The organism is Staphylococcus sp. AC872 (assembly GCF_979255425.1).
Window position 1 is genome coordinate 37,691 of the sequence record NZ_CEEDKW010000001.1, and the last position, 12,291, is coordinate 49,981.

General features: G+C 34.2%; 21 protein-coding genes. All 21 read right to left on the bottom strand.

Features of this window, described 5'->3' with window-relative positions; translation table 11 throughout:
* Positions 1 to 100: 100 nt before the first annotated feature.
* The 21 genes from rpsI to ACZ267_RS00285 all read right to left on the bottom strand — a co-directional run bounded on the left by rpsI (position 101) and on the right by ACZ267_RS00285 (position 12,269).
* Positions 101 to 493, bottom strand: coding sequence for a 30S ribosomal protein S9 (gene rpsI / locus ACZ267_RS00185; RefSeq protein WP_002450501.1), 393 nt, complete (start codon positions 491 to 493; stop codon positions 101 to 103).
* A 19-nt stretch (positions 494 to 512) separates the two neighbouring features.
* Positions 513 to 950 carry a 50S ribosomal protein L13 gene (gene rplM, locus ACZ267_RS00190; RefSeq protein WP_002450502.1) on the bottom strand — a complete coding sequence of 146 codons (438 nt, stop codon included), beginning with the start codon at positions 948 to 950 and terminating at the stop codon, positions 513 to 515.
* A gap of 269 nt (positions 951 to 1,219) precedes the next feature.
* On the bottom strand, positions 1,220 to 2,023 hold the full coding sequence (gene truA, locus ACZ267_RS00195) for a tRNA pseudouridine(38-40) synthase TruA (RefSeq protein WP_002466509.1): 804 nt from the start codon (positions 2,021 to 2,023) through the stop codon (positions 1,220 to 1,222).
* Between the two features lie 4 nt (positions 2,024 to 2,027).
* On the bottom strand, positions 2,028 to 2,834 hold the full coding sequence (locus tag ACZ267_RS00200) for an energy-coupling factor transporter transmembrane component T family protein (protein ID WP_002466501.1): 807 nt from the start codon (positions 2,832 to 2,834) through the stop codon (positions 2,028 to 2,030).
* Positions 2,824 to 3,684, bottom strand: coding sequence for an energy-coupling factor transporter ATPase (locus ACZ267_RS00205; protein ID WP_079448958.1), 861 nt, complete (start codon positions 3,682 to 3,684; stop codon positions 2,824 to 2,826). The genes ACZ267_RS00200 and ACZ267_RS00205 overlap by 11 nt, the downstream gene beginning before the upstream one ends.
* A complete protein-coding gene (locus ACZ267_RS00210; protein WP_002466476.1) occupies positions 3,681 to 4,490 on the bottom strand; it encodes an energy-coupling factor transporter ATPase in 810 nt (269 codons plus the stop codon). Before ACZ267_RS00210 ends, ACZ267_RS00205 begins: the two co-directional genes overlap by 4 nt.
* Positions 4,491 to 4,795: 305 nt before the next feature.
* Positions 4,796 to 5,164: a 50S ribosomal protein L17 gene (gene rplQ, locus ACZ267_RS00215; protein WP_002466473.1), complete on the bottom strand. Its 369-nt coding sequence runs from the start codon at positions 5,162 to 5,164 to the stop codon at positions 4,796 to 4,798.
* A 16-nt stretch (positions 5,165 to 5,180) separates the two neighbouring features.
* Entirely contained in the window at positions 5,181 to 6,125 is a 945-nt protein-coding gene (locus ACZ267_RS00220) for a DNA-directed RNA polymerase subunit alpha (RefSeq protein ID WP_002450508.1), read from the bottom strand.
* 76 nt (positions 6,126 to 6,201) lie between these two features.
* Positions 6,202 to 6,591 (bottom strand): 30S ribosomal protein S11, encoded by a 390-nt coding sequence (rpsK, locus tag ACZ267_RS00225; protein WP_002450509.1) that lies wholly within the window; start codon positions 6,589 to 6,591, stop codon positions 6,202 to 6,204.
* 23 nt (positions 6,592 to 6,614) lie between these two features.
* On the bottom strand, positions 6,615 to 6,980 hold the full coding sequence (gene rpsM, locus ACZ267_RS00230) for a 30S ribosomal protein S13 (RefSeq protein ID WP_002450510.1): 366 nt from the start codon (positions 6,978 to 6,980) through the stop codon (positions 6,615 to 6,617).
* A gap of 22 nt (positions 6,981 to 7,002) precedes the next feature.
* Positions 7,003 to 7,116: a 50S ribosomal protein L36 gene (rpmJ, locus tag ACZ267_RS00235; RefSeq protein ID WP_000868342.1), complete on the bottom strand. Its 114-nt coding sequence runs from the start codon at positions 7,114 to 7,116 to the stop codon at positions 7,003 to 7,005.
* A 31-nt stretch (positions 7,117 to 7,147) separates the two neighbouring features.
* Complete coding sequence (gene infA, locus ACZ267_RS00240) at positions 7,148 to 7,366, bottom strand: translation initiation factor IF-1 (protein ID WP_001829792.1); 219 nt, start codon at positions 7,364 to 7,366, stop codon at positions 7,148 to 7,150.
* Between the two features lie 195 nt (positions 7,367 to 7,561).
* Entirely contained in the window at positions 7,562 to 8,212 is a 651-nt protein-coding gene (locus tag ACZ267_RS00245; protein ID WP_002450511.1) for an adenylate kinase, read from the bottom strand.
* 17 nt (positions 8,213 to 8,229) lie between these two features.
* Positions 8,230 to 9,525, bottom strand: coding sequence for a preprotein translocase subunit SecY (gene secY, locus ACZ267_RS00250; RefSeq protein ID WP_002466482.1), 1,296 nt, complete (start codon positions 9,523 to 9,525; stop codon positions 8,230 to 8,232).
* Entirely contained in the window at positions 9,525 to 9,965 is a 441-nt protein-coding gene (gene rplO, locus ACZ267_RS00255; RefSeq protein ID WP_079448959.1) for a 50S ribosomal protein L15, read from the bottom strand. Before rplO ends, secY begins: the two co-directional genes overlap by 1 nt.
* A 16-nt stretch (positions 9,966 to 9,981) precedes the next feature.
* Entirely contained in the window at positions 9,982 to 10,161 is a 180-nt protein-coding gene (gene rpmD, locus ACZ267_RS00260; protein WP_001096576.1) for a 50S ribosomal protein L30, read from the bottom strand.
* Between the two features lie 16 nt (positions 10,162 to 10,177).
* The gene (rpsE, locus tag ACZ267_RS00265) at positions 10,178 to 10,678 is read right to left on the bottom strand and encodes a 30S ribosomal protein S5 (protein WP_002450514.1); all 501 of its coding nucleotides are present in this window, start codon (positions 10,676 to 10,678) and stop codon (positions 10,178 to 10,180) included.
* A gap of 20 nt (positions 10,679 to 10,698) precedes the next feature.
* On the bottom strand, positions 10,699 to 11,061 hold the full coding sequence (gene rplR / locus ACZ267_RS00270; protein WP_002450515.1) for a 50S ribosomal protein L18: 363 nt from the start codon (positions 11,059 to 11,061) through the stop codon (positions 10,699 to 10,701).
* A 31-nt stretch (positions 11,062 to 11,092) separates the two neighbouring features.
* Complete coding sequence (gene rplF, locus ACZ267_RS00275) at positions 11,093 to 11,629, bottom strand: 50S ribosomal protein L6 (protein ID WP_002450516.1); 537 nt, start codon at positions 11,627 to 11,629, stop codon at positions 11,093 to 11,095.
* Positions 11,630 to 11,653: 24 nt separating this feature from the next.
* On the bottom strand, positions 11,654 to 12,052 hold the full coding sequence (gene rpsH, locus ACZ267_RS00280; protein WP_002450517.1) for a 30S ribosomal protein S8: 399 nt from the start codon (positions 12,050 to 12,052) through the stop codon (positions 11,654 to 11,656).
* Between the two features lie 31 nt (positions 12,053 to 12,083).
* Positions 12,084 to 12,269, bottom strand: a complete 186-nt coding sequence (locus tag ACZ267_RS00285) for a type Z 30S ribosomal protein S14 (RefSeq protein ID WP_001829713.1) — start codon at positions 12,267 to 12,269, stop codon at positions 12,084 to 12,086.
* Between the last annotated feature and the right edge of the window lie 22 nt (positions 12,270 to 12,291).

Sequence of the window (12,291 nt, forward strand, 5' to 3'; positions counted from 1 at the left end):
AACACAAAAAAGCACTTCTCGAACTTTCGAGAAGTGCTTTTCGCTCTATTAATGGTAAACCAATTTGTTTGCGAACAAGTTCGCAACAAGCTTGGCAATATTAACGTTTTGAGAATTGAGGTGAACGACGAGCTTTTTTAAGACCTGGTTTTTTACGTTCTTTCATACGTGGGTCACGTGTTAATAATCCAGCGCGTTTTAAAGAACCTCTGTATTCAGGATCTGCTTCTAATAATGCACGAGCGATTCCGTGACGGATAGCTTGTGCTTGTCCTGTGAATCCACCACCGTGAACGTTAACTAAAACGTCATAGTTACCTTTAGTTTCAGTAACATCGAATGGTTGGTTTAAGTCTAAGATTAATGATTCAAATGGTAAGTAGTCACGTACGTCACGGTTGTTAACTTTGATGTTACCTTCACCTGGTACTAAACGTACACGTGCTACTGAGTTTTTACGACGGCCTGTGCCTTTATATTCAACTTGTGCCAATGTAATTTCCTCCTTCTAATTAACCACGTAACTCGTAGTTTTCTGGTTGTTGTGCAGCGTGTGGATGTTCAGCGCCACCATATACAAATAATTTTTTACCTTGTTTTTCGCCTAAACGACTACTTGGTAGCATACCTTTAATTGAAGTTTCAAGTAAACGTTCTGGGTTAGTTCTTCTTAATTCACCAGCAGAAATAGATTTTAAACCACCTGGGTGATTTGAGTGACGGTAATACATTTTGTCTTGTTCTTTATTACCAGTGAATTGAATTTTTGAAGCGTTGATAATGATTACATAATCACCTGTATCAACGTGTGGTGTATAAGTTACTTTATTTTTACCGCGTAAGATAGATGCTACTTCTGATGATAAACGACCTAATGTTTGGCCTTCAGCATCGATAACATACCATTTGCGCTCAATGTTTGATTCATTTGCCATAAATGTTTGACGCATAATAATTGTCCTCCTAAAAATAAATGCTTCGTTTTAGACTCTAGACAAACTTGATTAACAATAGTTACTTCCGTAATGTCTATATTCTATTTGGTTTGATTTAAAAATTGTTACGATTTAAAGCGTAGATTTCATTTATTTTGTTAACTGTTGTTCTATTTTGCTTATATATCTTGTAACACAATAAGATTCCGGGGCTTATCGTGGGGTGGATATAAAACAATACCGTTAATAATCTTATAATTTCATAGGCCTTTTGTCAATGCAATTCAATCATTTTGTAATGATTTTTTATAATGTATTTTAATTTCGTCTCCAAAATCTTTAATTAATGCTTTATCTGATAAATAAACTTTTTCTAAATATAGCCCTTCAGATGGCGCAGTAAAAGGTATTTTATTTCTATTTTTCTCCTCTAGTAATTGTGGGATTTCTTCTGGAGATCTTTTACCTTTTCCTACTTCTATTAAAAAGGCGACTAGTACACGAACCATATTATATAAGAAGCCTGATCCAGTAACGATGTAATCGAAGCCTTCATCTGTTTTTACGATTTCACTTTGGTATAAGGTTCTCACCTTACTCTCTACTTCTGTTTTTTGTGAACAGAATCCAGTAAAGTCGTGAGTACCTATAAATCGTTTTGCAGCTTCATTCATCTGATTTAAGTCTAATGAATCTGCTATATAGGTTTTCAACCCACTTTGAAATGGATCCCGATGCTTAGCTTGATAAACTTTATATCGATACCGTTTGCCTACACAATCATATCTGCAATGAAAATCTTCATCGACGTGTTGAACAGATTTCACATATATATCATCTGGTAATGCACTATTCATTGCATATTGCCATTTACTATTTTCAATTTGTAATTCTGTATCAAAATGAAAATATTGTTGGTACGCATGTACACCTCTATCAGTACGACTAGAAGGGTGTATACGTATATGGCGTTTGTGCATTCTTTTTAGTATTTTTTCAAATTGCTGTTGCACAGTTCTACCTTGTTGTTGAATTTGAAATCCTAAAAATTGGTTACCTTGATATTCTATTTCTACTAAAATACGCAATCATTTACACTCCCATAAATTTAATTAACAATAATACACCTAATATAGGAATTAATAGTAACAATATCAATGTATCTCTCAGACGCCACTGAAGTAGTCTGTAGCTCGTTCTTTCTGCGTATGCATCATATCCCCTTACTTCCATAGCAATCGCTAATTCCTCTGCTCTTTGAAAGGCAGAAATGAACAATGGAATCATCAATGGAATGAATGCTTTAATTCTTGTAACAACGCCTCCAGAACTTATTTCAGAGCCTCTAGATTTTTGCGCTAAAATAATTTTATCAAGTTCATCCATAAGCGTTGGTATGAATCTTAATGCGATAGACATCATCATACTTAATTGATGTACTGGTAGTTTCAACCATTTTAATGGTGTTAATAATTTTTCAAACGCATCTGTCAAATCAATAGGACTTGTTGAAAGTGTCATTACAGTCGCTATCATAACAATGAAAATTAAGCGTAAGGAAATATAAACGCCTTCTAAAATACCATTACTTTCAATAGTGATAAAGTGCCAATGTAAAAGAACTGTACCACCTTTTGTAAAGAATAAGTGCATTAAAAATGTAAATATTAAAAAGACAAATATTGGTGTTAGTCCTTTAATTAAAAACATAAAATTAATTTTAGCCATTCTCACAATTAATAAAATCAATATAAACAACCATGCATATGTACCAAAGGAATGGCATAAAAATATAAAAATAATAAAAATAAATACAAATATCAGTTTTGATCTTGGATCTAAATGATGAATAAATGAATTGCTAGGAAGGTAGCGTCCAATTATTAATTTATTTTTCATTTTGCCACTCCTTGTACAACTCTACAAACTCTTCTTCTGTTAAAGCAGTGGTTGGTAATTTTGTATTATATTTCGTTTCAAAGTCATGTTGTAAACAAACAACATCAGGCATAGTGATATGCCATTGATTAAGTGTTTCAGGGCGACTGAAAAGCGTTCTAGGATTTTCAATAGCCTTTACCTCACCTTTTTGCATAACGATGATTTCTTCAGCATATTTAGCAACATCATTCATGTCATGAGTCACTAGTATAATTGTCTTATGCTGTTCAGTTTGCAATTTTTTAAGTAAAGTCATAACTTGAAGTCTACTTTTAGGGTCTAGACCTGCAGTTGGTTCATCGACAACGATTATATCAGGATCCATAGCTAAAATAGAAACTAATGCTAATTTTCTCATTTGACCACCCGACATTTGAAACGGTGATAAAGACATGACATTTCGTGAAAAACCAAGTTCTAATAACATATCAAAAGCTGTGTCTTTCACTTTTTGTACATTCATATTGAAATTTTTCGGTCCAAATTCAATTTCCTTTTCTACAGTATATTCAAAAAGTTGTGATTCTGGAAATTGGAAAACCATACCTACATGTTTACGTATAGGTCTTAAAAATTTATCTTTCGTTTTTCTGTCTATACGCTTTTCATTAAATTCTATTGACCCATTTGTTGGCTTTAGAAGTGCATTGATATGTTGAATCAATGTTGATTTACCACTACCAGTTTGTCCGACAATCGCGTAATAATGTCCTTGTTCAAAAGTAAGTGAAATGTTATTTATGGCTTTAAACTCATATGGTGTTTTAGGTTGATAAATATAGCTCACATTATTCATATTTAGACTCATAATTGATCAACCAACCCTTCATATGTGACAAATGATGAACTTTCAAACAATAGTTGATTCATTTTCATAGCAAAAGGTAATTCTAGACCTATTTTCATTAATTGATCAACATCATTATAGATTTCATTGGGTTTACCTTGTTTATAAATTCTCCCATGATTCATAACAATAATATTATCTGCACTCATCGTTTCTGCTAAATCATGTGTAATAGAAATAATTGTAATTTGTTGTTCCTTTTGAAGTTCTTTTACTAATTGTAATAATGATGTTTTAGCTACAGGATCTAACATTGATGTAGCTTCATCTAAGATAATGACGGATGGATTTAATGCTAAAACACTAGCAATAGCTACTCTTTGTTTTTGACCACCCGATAAAGAATGTGGTTCGTATTCTGCTAAATCTAACATGTCTACTTGTTTCAATGCTCTTGTCACTTTTTCCTGCATTTCGTGATAAGGTACTGAATGATTTTCCAAACCAAAGGCAACATCATACTTTACAATTGCACCCACAAATTGGTTGTCTGGATTCTGAAAAACAATACCAATTTGTTTTCTTATTTGGGCTATATTATCTTTATCAATTTTATGTTGATTAAATAAAATTTGTCCTTCATCTGATTCTTCAATGCCTACCATTAGTTTAGTAACAGTAGACTTACCTGAACCGTTGTGACCAACAATACTCGTCCATTGGCCTCGAGGAATATGAAATGACACGTCATTTAAAGTGAAGGCAGAATCACTTTGGTATTTAAAAGATACATTTTTGAATTCTATAATATTTTGTTCTTCCTTCACTTTTATTCCCCCTTATTTTTAGTTACCTTTAACATTTTACATTATTTAATATCATATGTATACGTGTTCATTATGATTAAAAGCATTTTGTATTTCTATCAATGAAGTATTAAAAAAAGCTGAGGATATAAATATCTCAGCTTAAAATAAAAAAGCGCGCACCCCATCAGTTTTGTTGAGTTCACGCTTTAATTTAATATTTAGTTTGATGGGGTACTCTGAGCTAGACAATGTCTGTATGTGGCAGATATTATCGTTGCACTCATTTGCTTTATATATAAGTAGTTAGTGTATTTATAATTAAATTATACTAATTCGATAATTACTGATTCAGCACCGTCACCACGACGAGGGCCTTCTTTAAGAATACGAGTATAACCACCTTGGCGGTCTGTATAACGTTCAGCGATTTCACCGAATAATTTTTGAAGAGCAGTTTGAGTAGTTTCATCTTCGTTTAAGATTTCAACATTTTGTAATGTTTTAGCTGCATTACGACGAGAAGCTAAATCTCCTTTTTTACCTAAAGTGATTAATTTCTCAACAACACTGCGAACTTCTTTTGCACGAGCTTCTGTAGTTTCAATACGCTCACTTACGATAAGTGAAGTAGCTAAGTTACGTAACATAGCTTTACGTTGATCAGAAGTACGACCTAATTTTCTGTAACCCATGAGTTAACCTCCTTTATCAATCTTCTTTTCTTAATCCTAATCCTAAATCTTCTAATTTATATTTTACTTCTTCAAGAGATTTACGACCTAAATTACGCACTTTCATCATGTCAGCTTCAGATTTATCAGCTAACTCTTGTACAGAATTGATTCCTGCGCGTTTCAAGCAGTTATAAGAACGTACAGATAAGTCTAGTTCTTCAATAGACATTTCTAATACTTTTTCTTTTTGATCTTCCTCTTTTTCGATCATGATTTCAGCATTTTGTGCTTCATCAGTTAGACCTACAAAGATATTCAAGTGTTCAGTCATTATTTTTGCTGCTAATGATACTGATTCTTGAGGAGTGATTGAACCATTAGTCCAAACATCTAAAGTTAATTTATCAAAATCACTACTTTGACCTACACGTGTGTTTTCAACTGTATAGTTAACACGTTCTACAGGTGAATATAGTGAATCTACTGGAATTACACCAATTGGTAAATCACTAGTATTATTTGTTTCAGCTAATGCGTAACCTCTACCCTTATTAGCAACAAGACGAACTTTTAAATGTCCACCTTTAGAAACAGTAGCAATTTTAAGTTCAGGATTTAAAATCTCTACATCACTGTCGTGAGTAATATCACTTGCAGTAACTTCACCTTCATCCTTAACATCGATTTCTAAAGTTTTATCTTCTTCAGAATAGATTTTTAATGCTAGCTTTTTGATGTTCATAATAATAGTAGATACATCTTCAACAACATTATCTACTGCTGAGAATTCGTGTAACACGCCTTCAATTTCGATGTACTTAACTGCTGATCCTGGTAATGAAGATAGTAGGATACGACGTAAGGAGTTTCCTAGTGTAGTACCGTAGCCACGTTCAAGTGGTTCAACAACGAACTTACCGAATTTAGCATCTTCACTAATTTCAATTGTCTCAATTCTAGGTTTTTCGATTTCTATCATTTACAAATATCCTCCTTAAATACGTCGACTTGATTTATACTGTTTGCTCAGTGACCTGTAACAACACAACCATAAATTAGACGCGACGACGTTTTGGTGGACGACAACCATTATGTGGTACTGGAGTAACGTCTCTGATTGCTGTTACTTCAAGTCCTGCTGATTGTAATGCACGGATAGCTGATTCACGGCCTGGTCCAGGTCCTTTAACTGTTACTTCTACAGTTTTTAAACCATGTTCCATAGCTGTTTTAGAAGCTGTTTCAGACGCCATTTGCGCTGCGAATGGTGTTGATTTTTTAGATCCTTTGAATCCTAATGCACCAGCTGATGACCAAGATAATGCATTACCGAATTCGTCAGTAATCGTTACAATTGTATTATTGAATGTTGAACGGATGTGTGCAACACCACTTTCAATATTCTTTTTCACTTTACGTTTACGAGATACTTGTTTACGTGCCATTTATTATTTGCCTCCTTTACCGATTATTTTTTCTTGTTCGCTACAGTTTTAACTGGGCCTTTACGCGTACGAGCGTTGTTTTTAGTTTTTTGACCGCGAACTGGTAAGCCACGACGGTGACGAATACCACGGTATGATGAAATTTCCATTAAACGTTTAATGTTTAAGTTTTGCTCACGACGTAAGTCACCTTCTACTTTGTAGCTATCAACTACTTCACGGATGCGACCTAATTCATCGTCAGTTAAATCTTTTACGCGAGTGTCTGCTGATACGTTAGCTTCTTCAACGATTTTTTTCGCAGTAGAAGTACCGATACCATATACATAAGTTAAAGAAATAACAACGCGTTTTTCACGTGGAATATCCACTCCTGCAATACGTGCCATATACATTTACACCTCTCTTTTATTAACCTTGTCTTTGTTTGTGTTTTGGATTTTCACAAATTACCATTACTTTACCTTTACGTTTAATGACTTTACATTTTTCGCAAATTGGTTTTACTGATGGTCTTACTTTCATTTTAATACCTCCCTATATTATGGAGTGACGATTATTTATAACGATAAGTAATTCTACCGCGTGATAAATCATACGGAGACATCTCAACAGTTACTTTGTCGCCAGGTAGAATTCGAATGTAGTTCATTCTAATTTTTCCACTTACATGTGCTAAAATTTCATGACCATTTTCTAATTCTACTTTAAACATTGCGTTTGGTAAAGTATCTAATACAGTACCTTCTAATTCAATAACATCTTGTTTAGCCATTGATTAACTTCCCCCTTTTTGCAATAGTAAGGTTATCGTCAATAGACAACTTCAACGATACGAATCTATTAGTGACTAGCTTTAATAAGTTTAACAAAAATTACGGGAATTAATTATCGTTATTTGTCACTCATATTAAATTGTATATTACAGTGTTAGTAAACATTCACATCAACATAGATCGTAAAAGTTGATCTATTGTAATTGGTCTAAGATATCAATGACATCAGTAGTAACCTCTTCAATATCTTTTGAACCATCAATATTTTTTAATACACCTTTATTATCATAGTATTCTAATATAGGTTTTGATTGTTTAACATTGACTTTCAAACGATTTGAAACAGTTTCCGGATTATCATCTTCACGTTGATATAATTTACCGCCATCAAGATCACAAATACCTTCAACTTTTGGAGGATTAAATACAAGATGATAAGTTGTACCACAATTCTCACAGATACGACGACCTGTAAGACGATTCATTAGTTCTTCCTCTGGAACTTCAATATTGATGACAGCATCAATATTTCTATCAAGTTCAGCCATAATTGAATTTAAAGCTTCTGCTTGATCGATTGTTCTAGGGAATCCATCTAATAAAAATCCTTTTTTTGCATCGTCTTCAGAAATTCTTTCTTTAACGATACCCACAGTAACTTCATCAGGGACTAATTCTCCACGATCCATGTACGATTTAGCTTCTTTACCTAAATCAGTTTCATCTTTAATCGCTTTTCTGAACATGTCACCAGTAGATATGTGTGGTATTGGGAATTTCTTAACAATTTCACTCGCTTGAGTTCCTTTACCTGCACCAGGTAAGCCCATTAAAATGATATTCATAAGTGCCCTCCTACAAATTATCTACCACCAAAGCCTTTATACTCTTTTTGATTTACTTGCGCTTCTAATGATTTCATAGTCTCTATAGCAACACCGATAACGATAAGTAAGCTTGTACCACCAATTTGAATTGATCTTGGTAAGCCCATAAACTTAGTCGCTAATATCGGTAAAATTGCAATGACAGCTAAGAAAATAGAGCCAACAAATGTTAATCGATAAAGCACTTTAGTAATATATTTTTTTGTTTGTTCACCAGGACGAATTCCTGGGACATAACTACCTTGTTTCTTAAGGTTGTCAGCCATTTTTTCTGGATTAACTTGAACAAATGCATAAAAATATGCAAATGCAATGATTAATACAATATAGATAACCATTCCTATGTTGCTTGATGGATTTGCTGTATCAGCTATTTGTTGTGCCCATTCAGCTTTAGGGAAAAATAGCGTCAACGTTCTTGGTAATAAGAAAAATGCCATCGCAAAGATAACAGGAATAACACCAGCTGAGTTAACTTTTAAAGGTAGATAAGTTGCTTGTGAACCTAATCGTTGAGCTGTTTGTTTCTTTGCATATTGAATAGGAATTTTACGTTTCGCTTCAAGTACAAATATTGCACCTACTGTTAACAGTACTAATGCAACAATGAGTGCTACTATTTTCAACCAAGCTAAAGACGTATCTTCTTGACCTACAAATGCTTGTTGGCCTGCTTGAATGATACTTGATGGTAACGTTGATAAAATACCTGCAAAGATGATAAGTGAAATACCATTACCAACACCAAACTGAGTGATTTGGTCACCAAGCCATATCAAGAATGCAGTTCCTGCTGTTAAAGTTAGTGCAATCAATAAATAACTATATACAGAATGACTTACAATTAAGCGGCCACCATATAAGTTATTGAATTGGAACGACATACCTATTGACTGAATGAATGCTAAAATAATAGCGAAATAACGTGTTACATTGTTGATTTTTCTTCTACCTACATCACCTTGTTTAGCCCATTCAGAGAACTTAGGAACAATATCCATCTGTAATAATTGCATTACAATAGATGCGGTAATGTATGGCATGATTCCCATCGCAAATATTGAAAAGTTCTTCAAGGCTCCACCACCGAAAGTGTTAAGTAAATCAGTGACACCTTGAGAACCTTTTGCTGCTTGATCAAAAGCATTAGGATTTACTCCAGGAGCTGGAATATAAGTCCCAATCTTAAAGATCACTAACATTGCTAGAGTGAAGAAAATCTTGTTTCGAACTTCTTTAGTTTTAAAGAAGCTCACAAGCGTTTGAAACATTAGATCACCTCGTGTGCTCCACCTTTAGCATCAATAGCTTCTGCTGCTGAAGTTGAGAACTTATGAGCTTTCACTGTTAATTTTTTATCTAGTGAGCCGTTACTTAGTACTTTGATACCAGATTTTTCGTTCTTAACAACACCAGATTCTACTAATAAAGCTGGAGTTACTTCAGTACCATCTTCGAATCGATTAAGTTGGTCTAAGTTAACAATAGCATATTCTTTACGATTTATGTTAGTGAAACCACGTTTTGGTAAACGACGGAATAATGGTAATTGTCCACCTTCAAATCCAGGTCTTACTTTACCACCTGAACGTGCTTTTTGACCTTTATGTCCACGGCCACTTGTTTTACCATTACCAGTTGCTGCACCACGACCTACACGGTTTCGTTCTTTACGTGAACCTTCTGCTGGTTTTAACTCATGTAATTTCATGTCGGCACCTCCTTAATTATTTTTCTTCTACTGTTAATAAATGTTTAACTTTGTTGATTTGCCCACGAATAGCAGGGTTATCTTCAACAACTACTGAACTATTAGTCTTTTTAAGACCTAAAGCTTCAACAGTTTTACGTTGTGTTTCAGGACGACCAATAACACTACGAGTGAGGGTAATTTGTAATTTAGCCATAACTTATTTTCCCTCCTTAATTATATAATTCTTCAACTGTTTTGCCGCGTAATTTCGCAACATCTTCAGCGTTTTTAAGGTTTTGTAAACCATTTAAAGTTGCACGAACCATGTTAATTGGTGTGTTTGAACCTAATGATTTACTTAAGATATCAGTGATACCTGCTAATTCTAATACCGCACGAACTGGTCCACCAGCGATAACACCAGTACCAGGAGCTGCAGGTTTCATGAATACACTACCTGAACCATAACGGCCAGTGATTGTGTGAGGTGTAGTACCTTCAACACGTGGAACTACAACTAAATCTTTTTTAGCTGCTTCTACAGCTTTTTTGATTGCTTCTGGTACCTCTTGTGCTTTACCAGTACCGAAACCTACACGACCATTTTTGTCTCCCACTACTACTAATGCAGTGAAACGGAAACGACGTCCACCTTTAACAACTTTAGCAACACGATTGATTGTAACAACGCGTTCTTCAAATTCTTTCGTTTCTTCTTCTCTACGAGCCATGTATTTGTCCCTCCTTTAAATTAAAATTCTAAACCGTTTTCTCTAGCAGCTTCTGCTAATGCTTTAACGCGTCCGTGGTATAAGTAACCTCCACGATCGAATACGATTTCTTTAATTCCTTTATCACTTGCTTTTTTAGCAATTGTTTCGCCAACTTTTGTTGATAAATCAACTTTTGTAGCTGATTCGTTAGCAATATCTTTATCTTTAGATGAAGCTTGAGCTAATGTTTCGCCTTTAACATCATCAATGATTTGTGCGTAAATGTGTTTGTTTGAACGATATACATTTAAACGTGGCTTTTCAGCTGTACCTGATAATTTAGTACGAACACGTGAATGTCTTTTCAAACGCACTTTATTTTTATCAATTTTACTGATCATTTCAATACTCCTTTCTGTAGAGTGTTATCTATTATTTACCAGTTTTACCTTCTTTACGGCGTACGTATTCACCTTGGTAACGAATACCTTTACCTTTATAAGGTTCTGGAGGTCTTACTGAACGGATGTTAGAAGCGATTGCCCCAACTTGCTCTTTAGATACACCAGAAACTTTAACAGTTGTGTTTTTCTCTACAGCGAAAGTAATTCCATCTTCGGCTTTAATTTCAACTGGGTGAGAGTAACCAACGTTAAGTACTAAATCATTACCTTGCATTTGAGCACGGTAACCTACACCAACAAGTTCAAGCGTTTTTTCGAAACCTTGAGAAACACCTTGTACCATATTATTTAATAAAGCACGAGTTGTACCATGATCTGTTCTGTCATCTTTAGAATCAGATGGTCTTACAACTTCAATTGTGTTTTCTTCTTGTTTGAATGTCATTCTTTCGTTTAATGTTTTTGATAATTCACCTTTTGGACCTTTAACAGTTACATTGTTTTTGTCAAAAGTTACTGTTACGTCACTAGGGATGTCAATAATTTTCTTACCAACACGACTCATGTTATGGCACCTCCTTATTATTTATTACCAAACGTATGCGATAATTTCTCCACCAACATTACGTTTTCTTGCTTCTTTATCAGTGATAACACCTTCAGAAGTTGATACTAATGCAATACCTAAACCATTAAGTACTTTTGGTACTTCGTTAGCTTTAGCATAAACACGTAAACCTGGTTTTGAAATACGTTTTAATCCTGTGATAACACGTTCATTGTTTTGACCATATTTTAAGAATAAACGAATAACACCTTGCTTATCGTCTTCTACGTATTCAACGTTTTTAATGAAACCTTCGTTTTTTAAGATTTCAGCAATTTCTTTTTTGATATTAGACGCAGGTAATTCTAATTTATCGTGACGAACCATGTTTGCGTTTCTTACACGAGTTAGCATATCTGCGATTGGATCTGTCATTGTCATTGATTGTTGCCTCCTTTCAGACTCTTGTTTATTACCAGCTAGCTTTGCGTACGCCAGGAATTTGGCCTTTGTAAGCTAATTCACGGAAACAAATACGGCATAATTTAAATTTACGATATACAGAATGTGGACGACCACAGCGTTCACAACGAGTGTATTCACGAACTGCGAATTTTTGTTTTTTTTGTTGCTTAGCAACCATTGAAGTTTTAGCCACTTAATTAGCCTCCTTTTAGAGA

What these genes read in the sequence shown, in the direction of transcription:
- rplM (WP_002450502.1), bottom strand. Translation starts at nt 950, where the DNA reads ATGCGTCAAACATTTATGGCAAATGAATCAAACATTGAGCGCAAATGG.
- ACZ267_RS00200 (WP_002466501.1), bottom strand. Translation starts at nt 2,834, where the DNA reads ATGAAAAATAAATTAATAATTGGACGCTACCTTCCTAGCAATTCATTT.
- ACZ267_RS00205 (WP_079448958.1), bottom strand. Translation starts at nt 3,684, where the DNA reads ATGAGTCTAAATATGAATAATGTGAGCTATATTTATCAACCTAAAACA.
- rplQ (WP_002466473.1), bottom strand. Translation starts at nt 5,164, where the DNA reads ATGGGTTACAGAAAATTAGGTCGTACTTCTGATCAACGTAAAGCTATG.
- ACZ267_RS00220 (WP_002450508.1), bottom strand. Translation starts at nt 6,125, where the DNA reads ATGATAGAAATCGAAAAACCTAGAATTGAGACAATTGAAATTAGTGAA.
- rpsK (WP_002450509.1), bottom strand. Translation starts at nt 6,591, where the DNA reads ATGGCACGTAAACAAGTATCTCGTAAACGTAAAGTGAAAAAGAATATT.
- rpsM (WP_002450510.1), bottom strand. Translation starts at nt 6,980, where the DNA reads ATGGCACGTATTGCAGGAGTGGATATTCCACGTGAAAAACGCGTTGTT.
- rpmJ (WP_000868342.1), bottom strand. Translation starts at nt 7,116, where the DNA reads ATGAAAGTAAGACCATCAGTAAAACCAATTTGCGAAAAATGTAAAGTC.
- infA (WP_001829792.1), bottom strand. Translation starts at nt 7,366, where the DNA reads ATGGCTAAACAAGATGTTATTGAATTAGAAGGTACTGTATTAGATACT.
- ACZ267_RS00245 (WP_002450511.1), bottom strand. Translation starts at nt 8,212, where the DNA reads ATGAATATCATTTTAATGGGCTTACCTGGTGCAGGTAAAGGAACTCAA.
- secY (WP_002466482.1), bottom strand. Translation starts at nt 9,525, where the DNA reads ATGTTTCAAACGCTTGTGAGCTTCTTTAAAACTAAAGAAGTTCGAAAC.
- rplO (WP_079448959.1), bottom strand. Translation starts at nt 9,965, where the DNA reads ATGAAATTACATGAGTTAAAACCAGCAGAAGGTTCACGTAAAGAACGA.
- rpmD (WP_001096576.1), bottom strand. Translation starts at nt 10,161, where the DNA reads ATGGCTAAATTACAAATTACCCTCACTCGTAGTGTTATTGGTCGTCCT.
- rpsE (WP_002450514.1), bottom strand. Translation starts at nt 10,678, where the DNA reads ATGGCTCGTAGAGAAGAAGAAACGAAAGAATTTGAAGAACGCGTTGTT.
- rplR (WP_002450515.1), bottom strand. Translation starts at nt 11,061, where the DNA reads ATGATCAGTAAAATTGATAAAAATAAAGTGCGTTTGAAAAGACATTCA.
- rplF (WP_002450516.1), bottom strand. Translation starts at nt 11,629, where the DNA reads ATGAGTCGTGTTGGTAAGAAAATTATTGACATCCCTAGTGACGTAACA.
- rpsH (WP_002450517.1), bottom strand. Translation starts at nt 12,052, where the DNA reads ATGACAATGACAGATCCAATCGCAGATATGCTAACTCGTGTAAGAAAC.